This window comes from Pseudomonas sp. 313 (assembly GCF_000316965.1).
GTDB lineage: Bacteria > Pseudomonadota > Gammaproteobacteria > Pseudomonadales > Pseudomonadaceae > Chryseomonas > Chryseomonas benzopyrenica.
On record NZ_ANBZ01000072.1, the window covers coordinates 59,070 to 81,658 of the forward strand.

The window sequence follows — 22,589 nt, forward strand, 5'->3', positions numbered from 1 at the left end:
GGCCGGAGGCTTCACTTGAGCCCCAGCCGTCGCGCCAGACGGGCGAGATTGGCGCGGTCCAGGTCGAGGGCGGCGGCGGCCAGGGTCCAGTTCTGGCCATGCTGTTCCAGGGCCAGGGTGATGGTCTGGCGCTGGAAGCCCTCCGTGGCTTCGCGCAGGGAGGTGGCGGGCAGGACGAGGTCCTCGTCGGGCAGCGCCGTGGTGCCCAGCGGCAGGCCGAGCTGCTCGCTGTCCAGGGTCAGGATGCCGCCGCGTTCCTCGCTGCCGGCATGGGCCTTGAGCGCCGCCCGGCTGATGAGGTGCGACAGTTCGCGCACGTTGCCCGGCCAGGCGTAGGCCAGCAGGGTGCGCTGCGCCGCAGGCGTCAGCCGGAGGCCGCGCAGGCCCAGGCGGGCGCGATTCTGCTCCAGATAGAAACCGGCCAGCAGCAGGACGTCCCGGCCACGCTCGCGCAGGGCCGGTACCGCCAGCGGATAGACGCTCAGGCGATGGTAGAGATCGGCGCGAAAGCGTCCGGCGCGCACGCAGTCGGCCAGGTCACGGTTGGTGGCGGCGATGATGCGCACGTCCACCTTGAGATCGCGATCCGAGCCCAGCCGCTGCAACTGGCCGCTCTGCAGCACCCGCAGGAGCTTGGCCTGCACCGTCAGCGGCAATTCGCCGACCTCGTCGAGAAACAGGGTGCCGCCATCGGCCAGTTCGAAGCGCCCGCGGCGTTCGCTGACGGCACCGGAAAAGGCGCCGCGCACATGGCCGAAGAGTTCGCTTTCCACCAGCGCCTCGGGCAGCGCCGCGCAGTTGAGGCTGATCAGCGGCCGCTGCTGGCGCAGGGAGCGGGCATGCACGGCTTCGGCCACCAGTTCCTTGCCGACTCCGGTCTCGCCGGTGATCAGCACCGTCAGATCACTGGCCGCCACGGTCTCGATCTCCTGGCGCAGCCGCAGGCTGGCCGGACTCTGGCCGATGAGTTCGCGAGGCCGCTGGTGCCCTACCGATTGCTGATAGGCCACGGTCAATTCGTGCTCGCTGATGATGCGGGCGGAAAGCTGACCGATGCGCTCGGCGGCGGCCACGGTGGCGGCGGCCAGGCCGGCGAAGGCGGCGAGGGTGGTGAGATCCTCGGGTCGGGCATTCTGCGCCTGCAGCGAATCCAGGGTCAGCAGGCCCCAGAGCTGGTCCTGCACATAGAGCGGACAGCCCAGGCAGTCATGGACCTCCAGGTGCCCCTGCACGCCTTCCACCAGGCCATCGTAGGGATCGGGCAGGTCGCAATCGAGGGCGAAGCGGGTGGGCGCGCGACTCGCCAGCAGCAGGGCCAGGCGCGGGTGCTCACCGACCTTGAAGCGGCGTCCCAGGGTGTCGGCTGCCAGCCCGCGCACCGCCAGGGGCACCAGCACCTCGCCATCCAGGCGCAGCAGGGCCACCGCATCGAAGGGCAGGACCTGGCGCAGGGCATCGAGCAGACTGGCGTAGCGTTGTTGATCGGGCAGGTCGCGGGCCAGATCCGCCACCAGCGGTACCATCACATCGAGCAGAGTGGGGCGGGTCAATTTGACCTCGGCGAGTCATAGGGACCTGGTCATTATGACCTGCGCACTGGCTAAAAGCCTGATCCAGGGCAAGTTTTAGGCTGGCACGACTCGTGATAGGGACAGGGCAGTCCTGTTTGGAGATCCCTGCCATGCTGTCATCCGACCAAAAAGCCATCATCACGGCTACCGTCCCCCTGCTAGAAACCGGGGGCGAGGTCCTCACCCGGCATTTCTACGCCAAATTGCTGGGCGACAATCCCGAGATCCGCCCGCTGTTCAATGGCGCCCACCAGGCTAGTGGCGCCCAGGCCCGGGCGCTGGCCCGGGCGGTGCTGATGTACGCCCGCTACATCGATCGCCTGGATACCCTGGGGCCGCTGGTGGAGCAGATCGTCAACAAGCACGTCTCCCTGCAGGTCCAGCCGGATCACTATCCGCTGGTGGGTATCGCCCTGCTGCAGAGCATTCGCGAGGTGCTGGGAGCCGAGGTCGCCACCGATGCGGTGATCGATGCCTGGGCTGCCGCCTATGGTCAGCTGGCCAACCTGCTGATCGGTGCCGAGGAACAGCGCTATGCGGCCCAGGCCGAGGCGCCCGGTGGCTGGCGTGGCGGGCGGCCGTTCCGCATCGCCCGGATCGAACCGGAAAGCGAAGAGATCAGCTCCTTCTACCTGGAGCCGGTGGACGGCCTGCCCACCAGCATCGCCCAGCCCGGCCAGTACCTGGGGCTGAGTGTGATCCTCGATGGGGTGGAATACCGGCGCAATTATTCGATCTCGGCGGCCAGCGATGGCCAGGGCTATCGCATCAGCGTCAAGCATCAGCCAGGCGGGGTGGTCTCGCGTTACCTGCACACCGATGCCCATGAAGGCGGCGTGTTGCAGGTCTTCGCGCCAGCCGGCGAATTCGTCCTGCAGGAATCGACCAAGCCGCTGCTGCTGATCGCTGGCGGCGTCGGCATCACGCCGCTGTTGCCTATGGTATCGGCGGCCCTGCCCAGCGGCCGGCCGATTCAGCTGATCCACTGCACCCGCCATGTCGGGGTGCAGGCCTTCGGGCACTGGCTGGAAGAGCAGGCCGCCCATCACCCGCAATTGCAGCTGTACTTCTGCTACAGCGAGCCGGTGGCGGAAGAGGCCTACGCCTCGCGATTGGACCGGACGCGCCTGCAGCGCTGGTTGCCCAAGGATCGCGACCTGGACGCCTACCTTCTCGGCCCGCAGCCCTTCATGGCCCAGGTGCGACGGGATCTGCTGGAGCTGGGGGTGCCGGAAAAGCAGATCCGTCACGAATTCTTCGGACCTGCTACGGACCTTTAGATGCGACAACGCCCGCCACCTCTCGGTGGCGGGCGTTGCATCGGCAGCGGCCGGCGCTACCTGGGGAGCACCCGGCAGCCGGAGACCTAGCGACGCTGGTAGACGATTTCCTTGCTACCGCCTTCGCAGTTGCCCACCACCTTGGCGGAGGCGCTGGCGCTGCCCTTGTCCACCACCTCAAGACTGTAGTGCGCTACCTGCTTGGCCTGCAGCTTGGCATCGATATCGGCCTTGACCGTGTCGCACGAGGTGCCAGCGGCGAAAGCTCCGCTGCTCAGGGCCAACAAACCGAGGGTAATCACGACTCTACGCATCTTGCCTGTCCTTTTGCGAGGGGAGGGAGGTCTTGAATAGCTGCTCAGCTGGCTTCGATACGGAAGCCGATCTTCAGGGTGACCTGATAGTGCGCCACCTTGGCGTCCTGGATATGACCGCGGATTTCACCCACTTCGAACCATTCCAGGTTCTTCACCGACTTGGAAGTCTCGGCGAGGGCATTATTGATGGCGTCCTCGACACTGGTGGTGGAAGAGCCAACGATTTCCAGCTTCTTGTAGGTGTGATGATCGGACATGAAAATCTCCTGGGTCAGCAATGACGGGCGCTGCAGCGGATAGCCGGCAACGCGTTGACCGGTGTCGCGGTCGACTCGCCGGGAAGGGTGCCTCTGCCATTTGAGGCTGCGAAAGGTCCCGATAAGTTCACTGCCCAGGCTCTCGGATACGGCTATGCAGCACTTTCCAACGGCTCGGTAGTCACATTTCCTGAATCCGTCCATCTCAGGAGGTTGTCATGGCCCGTAACACCGACTACCAGGCGTCCATCGCCAGCATCGAGAACGAAATCAACAGCCTGCTCGACTCGCTGGCATCGCTGAAGAAGAACGCGGCGCGCGAATCCCGCAGCAGCCTGAACTCCTTCAAGAGCACCGCTCGCGAAGCCCTGCATCATTCGGGCGATTCGCTGGAAGAAGTCTATGACGACGTGCGTCGCCTGACCCGTCAGTACGGCCGTGCCGCCAGTGGCGTGGCGCGCGAACATCCCTGGGCCACCGTCGGCATCGCCGCTGGCGTGACCGTTCTGGTCGGCTGGGCGCTGCTGCGCGGCGACCACTGATCGTGGCAGTTCGAGGCATCCCACGGGATGCCTCGGGCGCTAGCGCTCGGCCAGCTCCTGTCTGAGCCAAGCCGCCAACCGCTCCACCCGCTCGTCCGCCAACCGACCCGGCGCCCATAGCGCCAACTCCGCACCGGTTGTCGCGAAGCCCCAGGGCGCGACCAGCCTGCCCGCCTTCAGATCCGCCGCCACCAGTGGTTCCGGTGCGATCGCCACCCCCAATCCCGACAGCGCCGCCTCCAGCAGGTAATAGAGGTGCTCGAAGCCCTGCCCGTACTCCAGCACCGGTGCCGCCAGGCCCTGAATGGCGAACCACTGTGGCCAGGCCTGGGGCCGCGACAGGGTGTGCAGCAGTCGCTCCGCCAGCAAGGCCTGCAGATCACCGTCCCTGAGCCGCAGATAGGCCGGGCAGTAGGGACTCAGCACGGGCCCGATCCGCTCAGGCGCCAGGTGATAGGGCATCACGTCCTGGGGCGGCGCCGTCTCGGTGAACAACAGGCTGGCGTCCAGGCCGGCAGCGGCCAGCGGGGTATCGTCGGTACGGGTCGAAAGGTGCAGGCGCAGCTCCGGCAGATCGCGATTGAGGCGATCCAGTCGCGGAATGAACCAGCGGGCCACCAGGCTGCCCGGGCAGCCCAGCACGAAGGGTCCCTGGCGACTGCCAGCCTTGAGTTCAGCGCACACCTCGCGTAATCGTTCGAAAACCTCACCGCTCACCTCGCGCAGGCGCAGCCCGGCCTCGGTCAACGCCAGCCCCCGCCCTTCACGGCGAAACAGCGCCACCCCGAGCTGTTCCTCCAGTGCACGAATCTGGCGACTCACGGCGCCGTGGGTCACATGCAGTTCGTCTCCCGCGCGACTCATACCGCCTAGACGAGCGGTGGCCTCAAAGGCACGTAGGGCATTCAGGGGAGGCAGGTCACGGGGTTCGCTCATCTGTGAGATTTCCTGACGGGTCATCGCGATCTTATCGATTTATCACCGGCACTCAAGTAGGTAAGGTAGATCCATCTTCGCAGGAGAATCCCATGACCCAGACCGCCTATCGCCAGGGCCCCGACGCTCAAGGCATGTTCGGCCAGTTCGGTGGCCGCTATGTCGCCGAAACCCTGATGCCGCTGATCCTCGATCTGCAGCGCGAATACGAGACCGCCATGGAAGATCCGGCGTTTCTCGACCAGCTGGCCTATTTTCAGCGTGACTACATCGGTCGTCCCAATCCGCTGTACTTCGCCGAGCGCCTGACCGAGCATTTCGGTGGTGCCAAGATCTATCTCAAGCGCGAAGAGCTGAACCACACCGGCGCGCACAAGATCAACAACTGCATCGGCCAGATCCTGCTGGCCAAGCGCATGGGTAAGACCCGCATCATCGCCGAGACCGGCGCCGGCATGCACGGCGTGGCCACCGCCACCGTGGCCGCGCGCTTCGGCCTGCCCTGCGTCATCTACATGGGCACCACCGACATCGATCGCCAGCAAGCCAACGTCTTCCGCATGAAGCTGCTGGGCGCCGAGGTGATTCCGGTCACCGCTGGTACCGGTACCCTCAAGGACGCCATGAACGAGGCCCTGCGCGACTGGGTGACCAACGTCGCCGACACCTTCTACCTGATCGGCACCGTGGCCGGTCCGCACCCCTATCCGGCCATGGTCCGCGACTTTCAGGCCGTGATCGGTCGTGAGACCCGCGCGCAGATCCTGGAAAAAGAAGGGCGCCTGCCCGACAGCCTGATCGCCTGCGTTGGCGGTGGCTCCAATGCCATGGGCCTGTTCCACGAATTCCTCGATGACCAAGACGTCGCCATCGTCGGCGTCGAGGCCGGTGGTCACGGCGTGAACACCGACAAGCATGCCTCCAGCCTCAACGGCGGAGTGCCCGGGGTACTGCACGGCAACCGCACCTTCCTCTTGCAGGACGACGACGGCCAGATCATCGACGCCCACTCCATTTCCGCTGGCCTGGACTATCCCGGCATCGGCCCGGAGCACGCCCACCTGCACGATGTGCAGCGGGTGGAATACGTACCGATCAACGATGACGAGGCGCTCACCGCCTTCCACCAGACCTGCCGTCTGGAAGGCATCATCCCGGCCCTGGAATCCGCCCACGCCCTGGCCGAGGCCTACAAGCGCGCGCCGCACCTGCCCAAGGACCACCTCATGGTGATCTGCCTCTCGGGCCGCGGCGACAAGGACATGCAGACCGTGATGAGCCACCTGGGAGACAAGCTATGAGCCGTCTGGAAACCCGCTTCGCCGCGCTGAAGGCCGAGGGCCGCGCCGCCCTGGTCACCTACACCACCGCGGGCGATCCGGACTATGCCACCGCCCTGGCCATCCTCAAGGGCCTGCCGGCGGCCGGCGCCGACGTCATCGAACTGGGCATGCCCTTCACCGATCCCATGGCCGACGGTCCAGCCATCCAGGCCGCTGCCCTGCGTGCCCTGCAGGGTGGCCAGAATCTGGCCAAGACCCTGGAGATGGTGCGTGACTTCCGTCGCGGGGAGGGGGAGACGCCACTGGTGCTGATGGGCTACTACAACCCCATCCATCGCTATGGCGTGGAGCGCTTCCTGGCGGAAGCCGCCGAAGCGGGCGTGGATGGCTTGATCGTGGTCGACCTGCCGCCCGAGCACGACGCCGAGCTGGCGCTGCCGGCCCAGGCCGCCGGTATCGACTTCATCCGTCTGACCACCCCGACCACCGATGACGCCCGCCTGCCGCGCGTACTCAACACCAGCTCCGGCTTCGTCTATTACGTATCCGTCGCGGGCGTGACCGGTGCCGGCTCGGCCACCACCGAGCACGTCGAGGCCGCCGTGGCGCGCCTGCGTCGTTTCACCGACCTGCCGCTAGCCGTCGGCTTCGGCATCCGTACCCCGGAGCAGGCCCGCGTGATCGCCCGGATCGCCGATGGCGTGGTGGTGGGTTCGGCATTCGTCGACCAGATCGCCAAGGCCGAATCCTCGGGCGCTGCCATCGATGGCGTGCTCGGCCTCTGCAAGCAGCTGTCGGACAGCGTACGCACCGCGCGCTGAGCACTTGCCAGTGCTTGAAAAGACCGCCTAAAGCGGTCTTTTTTATGCCTGAATGCTTTGCAAACTGTGCATAAGGTTGTGGGCAGTCTGTTCGCTACCGGCGCAAAGCCGCGTACCAGAGGGGCTGCGGGGATACTGACCTTGTTGATCGAATTAGCGACGGCCAGATCAAACCGGTCAGGCTGCGGACGATTGCCTGTCGTGCCGTCATTGCTTGACAGGTAAAGGCTGTGGATAAGCCCTGGGCAAGTTGTCAGCAACCGTTGGGGCAACTGTCCAAGGAAAATTGCTCAATAAATAACCAATTCCGCTCTGGCTATGCGTGACGCCAGAAGACGTTTCTCCTGGCTAGTTTGCCCACATCTGCTGTGTGCGTGCCTGTGGAAAAGATGTGGGACCTGATCTGTACGCCAGGGCTGGCAAGGCTTGTAGAGGATCGTACAAAAAATGATCAATACTGTTTCAGGCGTTTTCCACAACCCACAATAGCGTTGCATAGGGCTGTGGATAGGTTGTTCGTCCAGTGTCAGAGACCAGAGCTGGCGCGGCCTCCAGAGGATCGATCAAATAATGACCAGTTTTTCGGGATATGCCCGAGTCAAGGGATTTCTTTCGCCAGCCCAAGGAGTTATCCACGCCTGTTCAGCTCGGAGTTCAGCGATCGACGCTAAAAGTCATGTGGATAACTCTGTTGATTTTCTGTTTGGAAGCCTGTGCATTAAGCCTGCGTCCTAGCGCAGCGTCACCTGTTGGCGCAGACCTGCGGCTGGCAGGGTGAAGGTACATTCCTCGAAGGTGGCCATGCGCATGCGCAGCGGCGGATTGTTGCTGTAGCCGTATTGTTCGGTGGGCATGCCGATGAAATTGGTATCCAGCTGGCTGTTGCTGTTGCTGTCGTGGATGACCGACACGGCGTAGCGTCCGGGTGGCAGGTCGAAGCGCTGTTCCTGGGCACCTGCCTGTGCAGCGAGATGCGCCTGGGCCACCGGCGTCTTGTGCGCCTTCCAGGCCTCTTCGCTATCGAATACCGCCAGCAGCAACTGGCCCCCCGAGGCATCGACCGTCTCCACCCGCACCTGCAGCTCGGCGGCGTGCAGCACACCACTCAGACAAAGACCAGCGACCAGCAACAGAGACTTCATGGACATTCCTTCAGCAGGGGGAGGGCCGCAGCCGCAACAGCTCGACCGGGTGTTCGAAGAAAAGATCGGGCTGCTGCGCACGCAGCGTCACCGGGCAGCCATAGCCCCAGGCCACGGCCGCGCAATCCAGCCCGGCGCGGTGCGCAGCCTGGAGATCGCGCAGCTCGTCACCGACATAGAGCGCCTCGGCCGGTGCGATGCCCTGGCGGCGGAGCAACCGTGTCAGGCGCCTGGCCTTGCCCAGCAGGGGGATATCGAATTCGCCATCAGGGAACAACCGTCCGGCCTGGGGCAGTACCTGATGGACCGCGGCGGCGGAATTGGAGGTCGCCAGACCCAGCGCCAGGCCGTTGGCCTGGAGCCGGTCGAGGGTGGCGGGAATCTCGGCGAAGGGCGCCACCTGGTCGCCGCGCTGGACAAGCAGGCGGCGATAGTGGCGGGTGATGCGCGGTACCTGCCACAGCGGGATGCCCAGGCTGTCGAGCAGGCCGGTCAGGGAGGCGGCGCGCAGCCGGGGCCACTCGTCGGCAGCCGGCTGCCGAAAGCCATGGGTTCGCGCCAGCTCGCCCAGGCAGCTCAGCAGAAAGGGCAGACTGTCCGCCAGGGTGCCGTCGAAGTCGAAGATGACGTAGCGATAGCTCATGCGAGAGAGGCGCGGTGGGCGAAGGCGCCAGCGTAGCGGGCGCCTTCCAGTTTTGCCACCGCGACCAGATTCGGCAGGAGTGGCCCTGCCGGACAGGTCACACGCGGAAGCGGCGGATCTGGCCGTTGAGCTCCACCGCCAGCTCGGAGAGCTGCTGGCTGGCGGCGCGCGTCTGTTCGGCACCGGCAGCGGTCTGCACCGACAGATCGCGGATGCGTACCAGATTGCGATCCACCTCGCGGGCCACCTGGGCCTGCTCTTCGGCGGCGCTGGCGATCACCAGGTTGCGCTCGTCGATGCCCGACACCGATTGGGCGATGGCGGCCAGGGCGGCGTTGGCCGACTGCGCCTGCTCGCGGGTCTGGCGCGCCTGGTCGGCGCTGGTCAGCAGCGCATCGACGGTTTGGCCGGTGCCCTGCTGGATGCTGCCGATCATGCCTTCGATCTCGCGGGTGGATTCACCGGTGCGATGGGCCAGGGCGCGCACCTCGTCGGCGACCACGGCGAAGCCGCGACCGGCATCACCGGCACGCGCGGCTTCGATGGCGGCGTTGAGCGCCAGCAGGTTGGTCTGTTCGGCGACCGAGCGGATCACGTCCAGTACCTGGCTGATGTTGCGGGTCTGTTCAGCCAGCTGGCGGGCCTGTTCGCTGGCACCCAGCACGTTTTCGGTGAGCACCTCGATGGCGCCCAGGGTATCGCCCAGCTGCCGCTGGCCCTGGCGCGCGGTATCGGCGGCCTGGCGCGATTCGGACGAGGTGGAGGTGGCATTGCCGGCCACTTCGTCCACCGCCTGGCTCATCTCGGTGACCGCGGTGGCCGCCATCTCGATCTCGCTGTTCTGCTGTTGCAGGCCGTGGGCGCTCTCCTGCATGACCGCGGTCATTTCCTCGGCGGCGGAGGCCAGCTGGGTAGCGGAATGGCCCAGGTGCCCCAGAGTGTCGCGCAGATTGGTCTGCATCTGCTGCATGGCTTGTAGCAGCTGGGCGGCTTCGTCGTGACCGCGGGTATCCAGGGTCTGGGTCAGATCGCCGCTGGCGATGGTCCGGGCGGCGGCCACGGCCTCGGCGATGGGCCGGGTCATGCTCAGGGTCAGGCGCCAGGCCAGCAGCACGGTCAGACCCAGGGCCAGGGCGATGACCATCCAGGTGATGGAGGTGGCCTGGGCATAGGTGTCGCCGGAGTGTTGGGAGGCGGCCTTGATGTCTTCCTGGTTGATCTTGCGCAGGGCTTCGGTGCGCTCGTTCATCTGCACGCCGAGCTGGGCCATGCTGGTCTGGATCAGGCTGCGGGCCTCGTCGACCTTGCCGGCCCCGATGAGGTCGGCGAGTTGCGCGGTGTAGCGGACATAGTCGCCATGGATCTGGCGCAGGGCCTCGAAGGCCTGGCGCTCGCGGTCGCTGCTGACGAGCTTGTCATAGCGACCGAAAGCGGCGCCGATGTCGGCATTGATGCTGTCGATCTTCTTGCGCGTGTTGGCGACGGTAGCGGCGTCCGGAATGGCCAGTAGGCGCAGCACCTCGACCCGGGTGCGGGCCAGTTGCAGGGCAAGGTTGTCGGCTTCGACGATGCTGGGCACGTTGTTGGTCTCGATCACCTGGCCCTGGGCCCGGATCTGCGACAGTTGCAGCAGGCCGAACAGGCCCAGACTGGCGACGAGGATGGCCAGCAGGCCGAAACACAACACACTGCGAATGGCGAGGGAGAAGGAACGAAAGGTCACGGCGGCAGCCCCGGTGAAGAGTGAGGTCTCCTTTAACGGCTAGAGGCGCCGCGACTTTATGGTCATTCGTCTTAAAGCTGACTGTTGACCCGACGGCTTCTAGCCTAGGGGCTGATACTCGCTCAGAACTGGAAGCGGCGTACCTGACCACTCAAGGTCGCTGCCAGATCCGCCAGTTGCTGGCTGGCGCCCTGGGTCTGCTCGGCACCGGCGGCGGTCTGCACCGATAGATCGCGGATGCGTACCAGATTGCGATCCACCTCGCGGGCCACCTGGGCCTGCTGCTCGGCGGCACTGGCGATCAGCAGGTTGCGTTCGTCGATGCCGGATACCGCATCCGCGATGGCAGCGAGGCCGGCATTGGCCGCCTGGGCCTGTTCCCGGGTCAGTCGTGCCTGATCGGCACTGCTCAGCAGCGCATCGACGGTCTGGCCAGTGCCCTGCTGGATATTGCCGATCATCTTCTCGATCTCGCTGGTCGAGTCCCCGGTACGCTTGGCCAGGGCCCGTACCTCGTCGGCCACCACGGCAAAGCCGCGGCCCGCCTCACCGGCTCGGGCGGCCTCGATGGCGGCGTTGAGCGCCAGCAGATTGGTCTGCTCGGCCACCGCGCGGATCACATCCAGCACCTGGCTGATGTCGCGGGTCTGGCTTTCCAGCTCACGGGCCTGGGCGCTGGCGCCGAGGACCTGCTCGGTGAGGGCTTCGATGGCGCCGAGGGTCTCGCCCAGCTGGCGCTGGCCCTGGGCCGCGGTCTGGGCGGCCTGGCGCGACGCGGTGGAGGTCGAGCCGGCATTGCCGGCGACCTCTTCGACCGCCTGGCTCATCTCGGTGACCGCCGTGGCGGCCATTTCGATCTCGTTATTCTGCTGGCGCAGGCCGTGGGCGCTTTCCTGAGTCACCGCGGTCATCTCCTCGGCGGCTGAAGCCAACTGGGTGGCCGAATCGCCGATGTGCGCGAGGGTCTCGCGCAACTGGCCCTGCATCTGCTGCATGGCCTGCAGCAGCTGGGCCGCCTCGTCGCGCCCGCGAGCGTCCAGCGGCTGGGTCAGGTCGCCGGTGGCGATGGTACGCGCCGCCGCAACGGCCTGGGCGATGGGCCCCGCGATGCTGCGGGTCAGCCGCCAGGCGAGCAGGGCGGTGAGGGCCAGCGCCAGCAGGATCATCAGCCAGGTCACGGTGGTAGAGCGCGCATAGGCGGTATCGGCCTCGTTACTGGCCGTATGGATATCCTGCTGGACCACGTTGCGTAGCGTCTCGATGCTGGCGTTCATCCGGAGACCCAGTTGCGCCATGTTCTGCTGGACCACCTGGCGCGCCTCGGCCATCTGGCCGGCACCGGCCAGGTCGGCCAGCTGCCGTACGCCCTGCATGTATTCCCGGTGCACCTGGCGCAGATCGTCCAGTGCCTGTCGGCTCTGTGGCGACAGCGCGCCTTGCTGATAGCGCCCGAAGGCGGCCTGGACCTCGGTACTCAGGTCGTCCAGCTTCTTGCGGGTGTTGGTCAGGGTTTCGGCATCGGGCATGGCCAGCAGACGCAGGGTTTCGATGCGGGTTCGGGCCAGCAGCATCCCCAAGTCATTGGCGGCGACGAGCGTGGGGATATGGCGCTGTTCTACCTGATGACCCAACTGGCGGATTTGCGCCAACTGAAACCAACCGAACAAGCCGAGGGCAGCGACGAGTGTCGCAAGAATGCCAAAACACAGCAGATTGCGAGTAGCGATGGACAGCGAGCGAAGAGTCATGATGAGCCCGTGAAAGACGATTCAAAACGTGAACAGGCTCACAACTTTATGTGATGTTTTAAAATAAAGACGCTAAAAAGGGGTGCGTCAAAAAACCGCATTAACATAAAGACAGTTTATTGGCATGCCCATGGAGCCCTTGCGACTCCATGGGCGGCTTGGAATTCGCGTTCCTCAGTCACCGCCGACCTGGCGTAGATGCGCGGCTGGCGCCTCTTCGCCGAGGTTGTTGAGCAGCCGCTCGCTGTACCAGTCGATGAAGTTGATCACGCCGAATTCGTAAGTCTTTGAGTAGGGACCCGGCTGGTAGGCCTTGGAGTTGATACCACGCTGGTTTTCCTCGGCCAGACGACGATCCTGGTCGTTGGTGGCATCCCAGACCTTGCGCAGGTTGACCGGATCGTAGTCGACGCCTTCCACGGCGTCCTTGTGCACCAGCCACTTGGTGGTCACCACGGTCTCGGTCGGACCCAGCGGCCAGACGGTGAAGACGATCATGTGATCGCCCATGCAGTGGTTCCAGGAGTGCGGCAGGTGCAGGATGCGCATGGAGCCCAGGTCCGGGTCCTTGATGCGACCCATGAGCTTCTGGCAGCCGGGCTTGCCGTCCAGGGTCATGGACACGGTGCCGGCGAGCAGTGGCATGCGCACGATGCGGTTGCGCAAGCCGAAGCTGGCATGGGCGTAGGGGATGTTGTCGGCGTCCCAGCGCGTGGTGCAGGCGGCGACCTGATCCTTGAATGCCTGGGAGGCACGCGGATCGGTGACGTCGTCCCATTCCAGCAGGGTGTTCAGCAACTCGGGGTGGGAGCCGCTGCAGTGATAGCACTCGCGGTTGTTTTCCAGCACCAGCTTCCAGTTGGCCTGCTCGACCAGGTCGGTGCGTACCGCGACCTTGGCGTTCTCCATGTCGTACGGCTCCATGTAGTGCTCGAGCGTACGCAGGAAGTCGTCGATGGCCGGCGGTTCGTCGGCCAGGGAGATGAAGATGTAGCCGCCGGCGGTCTTGACGTGGATCGGCTTGAGATTGAAGTCGGCCATGTTGAAATCGGCGCCCATCTCGGTGCCGGCGAACAGCAGGCGGCCGTCCAGCTCGTAGGTCCACTGGTGGTAGGGGCAGACCAGCTTGGCGACCTTGCCCTTGTCGCTCACGCAGAGGCGCGAACCGCGGTGACGGCAGACGTTGTGGAAGGCGTGGACCTTGCCCTCGGCACCGCGGACCACCAGGATGGGGTTGTCACCCAGCTGCAGGGTGATGAAGTTGCCCTTGGTGGGGATCTCGCAGGTCATGCCGGCGATCAGCCATTCCTTGCCGAAGATCTCCTGCATGTCGATCTGGAACAGGCGCTCGTCGTTGTAGAACGGCTGGGGCAGGGAATAGGTGCGCTCGCGGGTGCGCAGCATCTCGGCCGTGGCCTTGCGGGCCGGATCGAGAGGGTCGCCCAAACTCAAGGTGCTGACGTCCATCGTACATCCTCGTGGCCACCGCGGCGGGTGGCGAAAGTGGTTGGTCACGGTATTGCAAGGCTATTGGCCGACAGGACAGGGCCGCCGAATGACCCCGTGCTTCGCCCGTCGCGCGCTGTTCAGGTTCGGCTTGGGGCGGAGTGTGGGGCCGGAGGCGGGAGGGGGCCTTGCTCATGGGCGACATGGCCGACGCTGTTCACGACGCCCCAGCCCTTGCCACTGCTGGGCCGGTCGCCATCGGCATGTGGATGTCGCGATTGGGAAAGTGGCGGTCGTGGGGCCCTCCCAGAATCGCCGCCAATAGCCCCAGTGGCAGTCGAGGTGCGTCATGAATACCTTCCTCAACCCCGTAACCACCCAGACCTGGACCAATGGCCGCCACCCCGTGCGCTGCGTCAAGGTCATCCAGGAAACCTGGGACGTGCGCACCTTCTGCTTCACGGCCGAAATCCCGCTGATGTATTTCTTCAAGCCGGGCCAGTTCGTGACCCTGGAGCTGGAAATCGATGGCCGGCAGGTGATGCGCTCCTACACCATCTCCAGCTCGCCTTCGGTGCCCTACAGCTTCTCCATCACCGTCAAGCGCGTGCCGGGCGGCCTGGTATCCAACTGGCTGCACGACAACCTCAAGGTCGGTGAAAACCTGGCCGTGCATGGCCCGGTCGGCCTGTTCAACGCCATCGATTACCCGGCCGACAAGGTGCTCTACCTCTCCGGCGGCGTGGGCATCACCCCGGTGATGTCCATGGCGCGCTGGTTCTACGACACCAACGCCAGCGTCGACATGGTCTTCGTGCACAGCGCCCGCACCCCGCGCGACATCATCTACCAGGGTGAGCTGGAGCACATGGCCGCGCGGATCGACAACTTCGCCCTGAACCTGGTGTGCGAGCGCACCGAGCACGGTGAGTCCTGGGCCGGTTTCCGCGGCTACTTCGATCGCCGCATGCTCGAGCTGATGGCGCCGGACTTCCGTGAACGCGAGATCTTCTGCTGCGGCCCCACGCCCTACATGAACGCCGTCAAGGCCATGCTCCGCGAGCTGGACTTCGACATGACCCGGTACCACGAGGAATCCTTTGGCGCGACGCCGCCGGAAGCCAAGGTCGAGGCCGCCGAACAGGCCGAAGCCGCCGCCGACCTGCCGCCGATTCCCCTGGAAGCCCAGTGCCTGATCTCCTTCACCGAGAGCGACAAGAGCGTCAGCATCGGCCCGGGCGAGACCATCCACGGCGCCGCGGCCAAGCTCGGCCTGCACATTCCCAAGGCGTGCGGCATGGGCATCTGCGGCACCTGCAAGGTGCTCAAGAAAAGCGGCGAGGTGGTCATGGACCACAACGGCGGCATCACCGAGGAAGACGAGGCCGAAGGCTACATCCTGTCCTGCTGCAGCATTCCTCAGGGGGATGTCCAGATCGAGTTCTGAGGAGGAGGGCGGTTGGGCTGAACCTGAGCGAAGCCCAACGCTGCCCAGATCGAGCCCGCTATATTGGGCTGCGACGGTGGAGCTGTCTCAGCCCAACCTACATCACGAACTTCAGTAGGTTGGCGCCGAGCGCAGCGAAGCCCAACGCTGTTCAGGTCGAGCCCGCCCTGTCGGGCTGCGACGCTGGAGCTGTCTCAGCCCACCTACGACACGAAACTCTAGTAGGTTGGCGCTGAGCGCAGCGAAGCCCAACGCTGCCCAGGTCGAGCCCGCCATGTCGGGCTGCGACGGTGGAGCTGTCTCAGCCCACCTACGACACGAAACTCTAGTAGGTTGGCGCTGAGCGCAGCGAAGCCCAACGCTGCCCAGATCGAGCCCGCCATGTCGGGCTGCGACGGTGGAGCTGTCTCAGCTCCACCTACATCCGGTCCCTAGGTGCTGCGCTAGGCCAGGCGCAGCGGCAGGTGTAGGGTGATGATCACCTCGCCCGCGCCATTGGCGAAGCGCGCCTCGCCACCAAAGCTTTCGCTGAGCGCCTTGACGATGGGCAGGCCCAGGCCCCAGCCGCGCTTGTCGCTGCGGGTGGAGATGAAATAGGGCGTGGCCAGGTTGGCCAGGACCTCGTCGGGAAACTGCCCCAGGTTGCGTAGCTCCAGCATGACCTGATCGCCGGCCAGCCATTGCCGCACCTGGATCGGCGTTCCCGTGTCGCCATGCTTGGCGGCGTTGAGCACCAGGTTGTCGAAGATGCGCAGGAAGGCGTATCTGTCCCACAGCACCTCCAGCGCCGGGGTCTCCAGTTGCAGCTCGAGGTGATTGCCGAATTGCAGCTGCAGATTGGCGGCGGCGTCGTTCAGCAGCGGACCCAGCACCAGCGGATCGCCGCTGAGACGGACGCCGCCGCCCAGGCTCATGTGGCTGATGTCCAGCACGTCGGTGATCATCTGGTTCATGCGCTGCAGGTTGTCGTGCAAGGTCTGCAGCAGATCGTCGGTGCGTCGCGCCGGGCTGCGCTGCATCAGGTTGACCACCATGGTGGCGGCCGTCAGCGGCGAGCGCAGGTCGTGGTTGAGCGATCTCATGAAGCGTTCCAGCATGACCTTTTCCGCCTGCAGGTTCTCGCTGCGGGCGATGGCCGAATTGCGCTGCTGCTCCATGTGCCCGACCCGGGAGCTGGCCTTTAGCAGGGCGCCGACGGTGGCCAGCACCTCTTCCGGATTGATCGGGTGGGTCAGGTAGGCCTGGGCCCCGGTGTTGAAGCCCTGGGCCTTGTCCTTGCCGGAAACGAAGGTGGCCGAGATGTTGATGATGGCCGGCAGCCGACCCCAACCGCACCTGTGCTCGATAGCCTGGATCAGCTCGAAGCCGGTGGTGTCCGGCAGATTGACGTCGATGATCACCAGTTCGACGGATTCGTCGATCAGCGCCAGGCCAGCGGCACCGCTGGCCGCTTCCAGCACTTCGTAGTGGGTCTGGCTGCCGAGGATCTTGCGCAGCACATAGCGATTGGCCTCGGTGTCATCGATGATGACGATACGGCGCTGGGCACTAGTCATCGGACAGGCTCCGCGCCAGCGCACAGACCTCGGCCAGCAGCCGCTCGGCGTGATCGGGGGCGTGCTTGAACAGGATGGCGTGGCAGTAGTCCTGCAGGCGCTGGCGACCCGCTTCGTCCAGGGGCTGGGCGGTGTTGATCAGCACCCGTCGGTGCATGCTCCAGTCCATGCTGGCGAGTAGATCCTCGCCGTTGATGTCGGGCAGGTCGAGGTCGAGGATGATGATGTCCGGGCGTACCGCATTGAGCCGATCCAGGCTGCTGCGGGCGCTATCGGCCTCTAGCAGCACCGGATTGAGCCGTTCGAGGGTACGACGGACCAGATAGCGATCCCCTTCGTTGTCTTCGATCACCAGCACGGTGAGGCCGCTGAGATCGGGTTCCGGTTCGGCAGCGCGGTGACTGGCGTAGTGGCGCGGCAGGCGCAGGGTGAAGCGACTGCCGCGGCCGACCTCGCTGTCCAGGGACAGCTCGCCGCGCAGCAGCACGGCCAGGCGTTGCGCCAGGGGCAGGCCCAGGCCGGTGCCTTCGATATGGGTCAGGTGCGGCGAGCGGATCCGCTCGAATTCCTCGAAGATCTTCTGCTGATCCGCGGCGGCGATGCCGATGCCGCTGTCTTCCACCAGGAATTCCAGGCTGGCGTCGTCCGGCTGGAACACCTGGATGCGCACCTGGCCCCGAGGGGTGTACTTGAAGGCGTTGGAGATCAGATTGCGCAGCACCTGGAACAGCCGGCTCTCGTCGGTATCCAGCAGCACCTCGGCGGGCGGCGGGGCGACGCTGAAACTGACCTGGGGATAGCGCGGCGCCAGGGCGGCGGCGAACTGTTCCAGGCGGTCGACGAAGGTCCCCAGCGGGAAGGGCTGGGGCACGATGGTCAGGCGACCGGACTGTACCTCGGCCAGGGCCAGCAGCTCGCTGACCAGATTGGCCAGTTCCAGCGCCGCATCGCTGATGAAGCGCACCTGGCGCTGCTGTTCGGCATTGAGCGCCCCGTCCACGCCGCTGGCGAGCAGCTTGGCGACGTTCTCGATGATGTTGATCGGGGTGCGGAATTCATGGGTCATGTTGGAGAAGAAGCGCGTCTTCGCCTCGCTGGCCTCCTTGAGTTCCTGGGTGGCCTTTTCCAGTTCGGAATAGAGCGCCACCACCCCCTGATTGGTGTTTTCCAGTTCCTTGTTGGTGACCTCCAGCTCCGACTGGCGCAGTTGCAGTTCGGTGTTGGTCAGCAGCAGTTCTTCGCTCTGCAGGCGGATCTGCTGATAGGGATCCGGTGGCGGACTGCCTTGCAGGTCGGCCGTCAGCGCCTGGAGCAGGTCAGCGTCGGGAAAGGGCCGTGGCGCCTGGTACTTGCGGGCGGTGATGCAGGTGCCGGCGGGTGACGTCTGGATGTCGAAGTCGTCGAACAGCCGCTGGGCGCCGCGCAGGCCGATACCCATGCCGGTGTTGGAGCGATAGCTGCCGGCGCGGATGGCGTCCATCTCGGCGATGCCCGGGCCCTGGTCGACCGCACGCACCTCCAGGCCGCGCAGGCGCTTGCTGTCGTCTCGCAGCAGGGCGAAGTCGAAATGCCCGCTGCCAGCGTACTGATGGATGTTGCGCGCCAGTTCGGAGACCGCGGTGGCCAGACGGATCTGCTCCAGCACCGGCCATTCCAGAGCCGCGGCCAGGCGCTTGGCGGCCTGGCGGCAGTGCACGATGTCCTGCTCGCTGCGCAGGGCGAGGGTCAGCAGGGGCAAGACGTCAGACATGCTTGAGTACCAAGACGGTGGCATCGTCGGCGGAACGCCGGAAGTCGCGATGCAGAAGGGCGGCGATCAGCGCCGGATGGCGCGCCCCGAGCCCGGAGTGCTCGCCCAGGCCTACCTTGGACGTCAGTCCATCGGAGTTCAGCACCAGCAGGGTGCCGGGTGTCCAGGGGTAGGTATAGGTCTGGATCCGTCCGATCCGGTAGCCCAGGGTGCCATTGTTGGACACCAGGCTGCGCGAGGTGTTGCCGAGCAGGCGCCCGGCGATGTTGCCGATGCCGCAAAAGCTCACCTGGCCCTGATCAGGGTCCAGCTCGGCCAGGGCCAGGGCGGCGCCACGGGTGTCCATCAGCGCCTGGTGCAGGTTCTCCATCAGTCGCTGCAGCGGCAGGTGCGCGCCATGGCGCAGGAACAATTCTCGCGCCCGGCGACTGGCCGTGGCGGCCTGCCGGCCGTGTCCCAGGCCATCGCAGACCAGCAGGCGGCGCCCGCTGACCGCCCAGGTGTCGCCGCAGACCTCTTCCTCGGGATGCGGCGTGCACAGGGCGCCATGCTGCAGCCGGCTGCTGGGCGTGCCCGCCAGATGAAAGCGGGCCAGCACCACGGTGCCCTGACCGGGTCGCGAATGGATGTCGAACACATCAGCCTGCCGGCGGATCGCCCCCAGGCCGGCACCCAGCGTCGCGGCCGTGCTGTAGTGATCGCTCAGGCAGCGGGCGACGTCGTGCATGCCCGGGCCGCGATCCACCGCCAGGACATCGAGCACGCCTTCGCCGCTCAGGGTGGCCAGGAGTTCGCCATGTCCGGCATGCCGAACCAGGTTGTAGCCCAGCTCCTGGGCGACGATGGTCAAGCGCCCGAGCAGGGTTTCATCGGTGGTGACGGTGCCAGCCAGGCGGACCAGGGCGCGCCGGGCGGCATCGACATGGACCGTGGTGGTCACCGGCAGCACCAGGCTACACGGCTGGTCGTTCATCGCCACTTCCAGAGCTCGACGGTGGTGCCCTGGCCGGGCTGACTCTCGATGTGGAAGTCGTCCACCAGCCGCCGCGAACCGGACAGCCCCAGACCCAGGCCCTTGCCCGAGGTGTAGCCGTCGACCATGGCGCGGTCGAGGTCGGCGATGCCCGGACCCTGGTCACGGATCACCAGGCGGATCGCCGGCTTGCCGGCGCGCAGTGTCTCCTCGATCAGGCATTCGCCGCCCAGTCCGTAGACCAGGCCGTTGCGCGCGATCTCGCTGGCCGCGGTGACGATCTTGGTCTGGGAGATCAGGCCCAGGCGGATGGCTTCGGCGACCTTGCGCACCTGCTGACGGATCAGCACGATGTCAGTCTCCTGGCGGAGTGGAAGCGTCTGTGTCTTCGCCACCCTTTGACTCCTCCAGCGATTCGTCCGCGGCGACCATGGCTTCCAGCCGGCGCATGCCCTTTTCCATGTTCAGCGCCGTGGCGATGCCCTCCAGCGACAGCCCCAGTTCCACCAGGGTGATGGCCACCGCCGGCTGCATGCCGACCACGATCACCTTGGCATCGAGGATGCGCGAGACCTGGGCGATGTGGGACAGCATCCGGCCAATGAAGGAGTCGACGATTTCCAGGGCCGAGATGTCGATGAGCACGCCCTTGGCCTTGTGGCGGACGATCTGCTCGGTGAGGTCTTCCTGCAGGTCCAGCGCCAGCTGGTCGTGCATGTCCACCTGGATGCTCAGCAGCAGGAAGGGGCCCAGCTTGAGAATCGGAATCCGGTCGATCATGGCGCGCTCCTAGCCCTTGGCGGGGGCGGCCAGGCGCACGCCCTGCTGGCGCAAGGCCAGGCGGAAGGCATCGGCCAGCGACGCCTTGGTGATCACATCGCCCAGGTCCACGCCCAGATGGACGATGGTGGCGGCGATCTGCGGGCGGATGCCGCTGATGATGCACTGGGCGCCCATCAGCCGGGCGGCGGTCACCGTCTTGAGCAGGTGCTGGGCGACCATGGTGTCCACCGTGGGCACGCCGGTGATGTCGATGATGGCGAGGTCCGATTCGGTCTGGACGATCTTTTCCAGCAGCGACTCCATCACCACCTGGGTGCGGTTGCTGTCCAGCGCGCCGATCAGCGGGATGGCCAGGATGCCGTCCCACAGTTCCACCACCGGGGTGGACAGTTCCAGCATGCTTTCCTGCTGCTCGCGAATCACCGTCTCGCGACCGTTCACATAGCTTTCCATGCTGTACAGACCGAGGTCGTCGATCAGCCGGGTGGCGGCCCAGATTTCGGCGAGGGGATCGTCGCATTCGTTCTGGATCAGGGTGAACAGCGGCTCCTTGAGCGAGAAGACGAAGGTCGCCGTCTGCGACGGCGTCAGGCCGGCACGACTCTGGTCGAAGGAAAACCGCTCCAGCAGCGCGCGCACCGGCTGCCAGTGCGGCTCGCGCAGATCCCCCAGGCCCTGGGCGGCGGCCACGGTGATGCGCCGCAACAGCTCGGCGGAGTTGGCCAGGATGGTGGTTTCGTCGAGCAGGTCGATGCGCATGCCGGCCGCGCGCTGGGCGCCGATCCAGGCGTCGAGCAGCGCCCGCTCGTGGGTGCGCAGCAGCTCGACCAAAGCGGTACTGTACATGGGGGTTCCTAGGTGACGAAGAGGGCGGCTCAGGAAGGGCCGACCGGACGAAGAGGGTGTGGGAAAGAGATGGCAGGCGCGAAGGGGGACCCGGCGCTACGGCCAGGTCCCCGAGAGATCACATGTCCATCTTTTCCTTGGTGATCTTGCCGGTCTTGGCGTCGGCATGGAAGTCATACTTCATACCATCTTTCTTCATGCCTTCGCCTTCCCACTGACCGTCATCGGCTTCGATCTTGGTGATCGAGGTGTAGCCCTGCTCCATGAGCTTGGACTTGACGTCGTTCATGGGCATCCAGTCGGCGCCGGGCTGGTCGGCCAGGGCCGCGGTGCTGGCCAGGACGGAACAGGCAAACAGGGAAGCGAGCAGCTTGGATTTCATCGCGAGACCTCGTCGTGGTGGTATGTCCTGACCTTGGACCACCACCACGTGCGACAGATCCGTCTGGCCCAGGCGTTAGACTGACGATTCTTCGACCAGGTGTGGCAACAGCCCGGCAGGGGCCTTGGCGCTCTTGGGCTTGGCTTTGCGCGACTCATAGGGGCGGCTGGCCAATCGCCAGAGGTCCCGCCAGCGTTCGGCGAGGGCGGTGGGCTTGTCCAGATAGAGACGCAGGCCCAGGGAAAAGGCCTTCAGCTGCAAGCGCTCGCGCTGCTGGGCCAGGCTCTCGCCAATGGCCAGGCGGGTATTGCTGGCGCCGAACAGCGTCGGCTCGCTTTCCAGCAACAGCTGCATCACCGCCAGGTCGTGATCGTCGCCCAGGTATTCCGACAGACGCTTGAGGCTCTTCTGGCGCGTCTTGAATTCCGCTGGCCAGGCCGCGGCGAGCAGCTGGGTGTGATACCAGTGATCCTTCACCCGCTTGCGCCAGTCGTGCAGGGTCTCGTCGGTGGGCTTGTCGCGGGCGGTCTTGAGCGCCTGACGCCCGGCCTTGTAGTTGTCTTCCAGGCCACGGGCGAACAGCCCGAAGCCCTTGCCGGAGAGCTTCCAGCCAGCCACTTCCTCGCGCAGGGCGGTCAGTTCCTCAAGCAACTCGGGATGGCCGCTGGCTGCGGCGATCTGCTGGTCGGCGCGCTCCTGCAGGCGCTGGCGCACCCGCTTCATGGCCGGCGAAGCGAACCTCTTGCGGTCGGACTCACCCAGCTTGTCCCAGCTTTCCACCAGGGCGGCGCTGTCGCGTAGCGACGACAGCTGGCGGCCCAGGTCGCGCAGGCGCCGATTGCGACTGACGAAGGCACGCTTGCCCAGGGCGCCGTGCAACAGCCGCAAGAGGGCGCGTAGTTCCTTGAGGCGCTTGCGCGTCTCGTGGACGCCTTTGGGGGTACCGCTCGCCAGGGACGTCTCAGCCTGTACCAGACGATCCGTCACCACGCGGCGGACTTCCTCGTCAGCTGCTTGCCGCGCATCGAAACGAAAGGCCATCGAACTCTCCTCAATAGGTGGACTGCAGACCCGCGCTGCGCGGGAGCGTAACGGTAAGAAAGACCTCCACGACAGCAGGAGATGCCAAATTTCATCTAAACG

At 65.6% G+C, this 22,589-nt stretch carries 23 protein-coding genes and 1 pseudogene; 6 read left to right on the plus strand and 18 right to left on the minus strand.

Annotation, left to right across the window (positions count from 1 at the left end):
* Positions 1-11: 11 nt before the first annotated feature.
* Entirely contained in the window at positions 12-1,550 is a 1,539-nt protein-coding gene (norR, locus tag C722_RS0116195) for a nitric oxide reductase transcriptional regulator NorR (protein WP_017641511.1), read from the minus strand.
* Between the two features lie 131 nt (positions 1,551-1,681).
* Between norR and hmpA the strand changes: the two genes are divergently transcribed.
* Entirely contained in the window at positions 1,682-2,851 is a 1,170-nt protein-coding gene (hmpA, locus tag C722_RS0116200) for an NO-inducible flavohemoprotein (protein ID WP_017641512.1), read from the plus strand.
* 86 nt (positions 2,852-2,937) lie between these two features.
* Here hmpA and C722_RS0116205 read toward each other — a convergent pair whose 3' ends face one another.
* On the minus strand, positions 2,938-3,165 hold the full coding sequence (locus C722_RS0116205; protein ID WP_017641513.1) for a DUF1161 domain-containing protein: 228 nt from the start codon (positions 3,163-3,165) through the stop codon (positions 2,938-2,940).
* Between the two features lie 44 nt (positions 3,166-3,209).
* On the minus strand, positions 3,210-3,425 hold the full coding sequence (locus C722_RS0116210) for a dodecin (RefSeq protein WP_017641514.1): 216 nt from the start codon (positions 3,423-3,425) through the stop codon (positions 3,210-3,212).
* A gap of 218 nt (positions 3,426-3,643) precedes the next feature.
* On the opposite strand from C722_RS0116210, the gene C722_RS0116215 reads away from it, so the two are divergent.
* On the plus strand, positions 3,644-3,967 hold the full coding sequence (locus C722_RS0116215; RefSeq protein WP_007160170.1) for a YqjD family protein: 324 nt from the start codon (positions 3,644-3,646) through the stop codon (positions 3,965-3,967).
* Positions 3,968-4,006: 39 nt separating this feature from the next.
* Here the strand turns inward: C722_RS0116215 and C722_RS0116220 are convergent, their stop codons facing one another.
* Positions 4,007-4,903, minus strand: a complete 897-nt coding sequence (locus C722_RS0116220) for a LysR family transcriptional regulator (protein ID WP_017641515.1) — start codon at positions 4,901-4,903, stop codon at positions 4,007-4,009.
* A gap of 92 nt (positions 4,904-4,995) precedes the next feature.
* Between C722_RS0116220 and trpB the strand changes: the two genes are divergently transcribed.
* On the plus strand, positions 4,996-6,204 hold the full coding sequence (gene trpB / locus C722_RS0116225) for a tryptophan synthase subunit beta (protein WP_017641516.1): 1,209 nt from the start codon (positions 4,996-4,998) through the stop codon (positions 6,202-6,204).
* Positions 6,201-7,007: a tryptophan synthase subunit alpha gene (trpA, locus tag C722_RS0116230; protein ID WP_017641517.1), complete on the plus strand. Its 807-nt coding sequence runs from the start codon at positions 6,201-6,203 to the stop codon at positions 7,005-7,007. The genes trpB and trpA overlap by 4 nt, the downstream gene beginning before the upstream one ends.
* 731 nt (positions 7,008-7,738) lie before the next feature.
* Here the strand turns inward: trpA and C722_RS0116235 are convergent.
* The 5 genes and pseudogenes from C722_RS0116235 to C722_RS0116250 form a co-directional block, all read right to left on the minus strand.
* A complete protein-coding gene (locus C722_RS0116235) occupies positions 7,739-8,149 on the minus strand; it encodes a DUF2141 domain-containing protein (protein WP_017641518.1) in 411 nt (136 codons plus the stop codon).
* 10 nt (positions 8,150-8,159) lie between these two features.
* Positions 8,160-8,792, minus strand: a complete 633-nt coding sequence (locus C722_RS0116240) for an HAD hydrolase-like protein (protein WP_017641519.1) — start codon at positions 8,790-8,792, stop codon at positions 8,160-8,162.
* Positions 8,793-8,889: 97 nt separating this feature from the next.
* Positions 8,890-9,762 (minus strand): methyl-accepting chemotaxis protein, encoded by an 873-nt coding sequence (locus tag C722_RS27120; RefSeq protein WP_371099479.1) that lies wholly within the window; start codon positions 9,760-9,762, stop codon positions 8,890-8,892.
* Positions 9,745-10,515 (minus strand): annotated as a pseudogene (locus C722_RS27125) (MCP four helix bundle domain-containing protein); the annotation flags it as partial. The pseudogene C722_RS27125 and the gene C722_RS27120, both read right to left, overlap by 18 nt.
* Before the next feature lie 122 nt (positions 10,516-10,637).
* Positions 10,638-12,212 (minus strand): methyl-accepting chemotaxis protein, encoded by a 1,575-nt coding sequence (locus tag C722_RS0116250; protein ID WP_256204545.1) that lies wholly within the window; start codon positions 12,210-12,212, stop codon positions 10,638-10,640.
* On the opposite strand from C722_RS0116250, the gene C722_RS26750 reads away from it, so the two are divergent.
* Positions 12,120-12,317 carry a hypothetical protein gene (locus C722_RS26750; RefSeq protein WP_017641522.1) on the plus strand — a complete coding sequence of 66 codons (198 nt, stop codon included), beginning with the start codon at positions 12,120-12,122 and terminating at the stop codon, positions 12,315-12,317. The genes C722_RS0116250 and C722_RS26750 overlap by 93 nt on opposite strands.
* Before the next feature lie 120 nt (positions 12,318-12,437).
* Here C722_RS26750 and gbcA read toward each other — a convergent pair whose 3' ends face one another.
* Positions 12,438-13,730, minus strand: coding sequence for a glycine-betaine demethylase subunit GbcA (gene gbcA / locus C722_RS0116255; RefSeq protein ID WP_017641523.1), 1,293 nt, complete (start codon positions 13,728-13,730; stop codon positions 12,438-12,440).
* Positions 13,731-14,058: 328 nt separating this feature from the next.
* On the opposite strand from gbcA, the gene C722_RS0116260 reads away from it, so the two are divergent.
* Entirely contained in the window at positions 14,059-15,156 is a 1,098-nt protein-coding gene (locus C722_RS0116260) for a hybrid-cluster NAD(P)-dependent oxidoreductase (RefSeq protein WP_017641524.1), read from the plus strand.
* Between the two features lie 443 nt (positions 15,157-15,599).
* Here the strand turns inward: C722_RS0116260 and C722_RS0116265 are convergent, their stop codons facing one another.
* From C722_RS0116265 to C722_RS0116300, 8 genes are all read right to left on the minus strand, one after another.
* On the minus strand, positions 15,600-16,712 hold the full coding sequence (locus C722_RS0116265; RefSeq protein ID WP_017641525.1) for a response regulator: 1,113 nt from the start codon (positions 16,710-16,712) through the stop codon (positions 15,600-15,602).
* Positions 16,705-18,462 carry an ATP-binding protein gene (locus C722_RS0116270; RefSeq protein ID WP_017641526.1) on the minus strand — a complete coding sequence of 586 codons (1,758 nt, stop codon included), beginning with the start codon at positions 18,460-18,462 and terminating at the stop codon, positions 16,705-16,707. The genes C722_RS0116265 and C722_RS0116270 overlap by 8 nt, the downstream gene beginning before the upstream one ends.
* Positions 18,455-19,435 (minus strand): SpoIIE family protein phosphatase, encoded by a 981-nt coding sequence (locus tag C722_RS0116275; RefSeq protein WP_017641527.1) that lies wholly within the window; start codon positions 19,433-19,435, stop codon positions 18,455-18,457. The genes C722_RS0116270 and C722_RS0116275 overlap by 8 nt, the downstream gene beginning before the upstream one ends.
* Positions 19,432-19,785 (minus strand): ATP-binding protein, encoded by a 354-nt coding sequence (locus C722_RS0116280; RefSeq protein WP_017641528.1) that lies wholly within the window; start codon positions 19,783-19,785, stop codon positions 19,432-19,434. The genes C722_RS0116275 and C722_RS0116280 overlap by 4 nt, the downstream gene beginning before the upstream one ends.
* Before the next feature lie 4 nt (positions 19,786-19,789).
* The gene (locus tag C722_RS0116285) at positions 19,790-20,215 is read right to left on the minus strand and encodes an STAS domain-containing protein (RefSeq protein ID WP_017641529.1); all 426 of its coding nucleotides are present in this window, start codon (positions 20,213-20,215) and stop codon (positions 19,790-19,792) included.
* Positions 20,216-20,224: 9 nt separating this feature from the next.
* On the minus strand, positions 20,225-21,064 hold the full coding sequence (locus C722_RS0116290; RefSeq protein WP_017641530.1) for an STAS domain-containing protein: 840 nt from the start codon (positions 21,062-21,064) through the stop codon (positions 20,225-20,227).
* A 118-nt stretch (positions 21,065-21,182) separates the two neighbouring features.
* Complete coding sequence (locus C722_RS0116295) at positions 21,183-21,446, minus strand: PepSY domain-containing protein (RefSeq protein WP_007160186.1); 264 nt, start codon at positions 21,444-21,446, stop codon at positions 21,183-21,185.
* A gap of 75 nt (positions 21,447-21,521) precedes the next feature.
* Positions 21,522-22,487 (minus strand): CHAD domain-containing protein, encoded by a 966-nt coding sequence (locus C722_RS0116300; RefSeq protein WP_017641531.1) that lies wholly within the window; start codon positions 22,485-22,487, stop codon positions 21,522-21,524.
* Between the last annotated feature and the right edge of the window lie 102 nt (positions 22,488-22,589).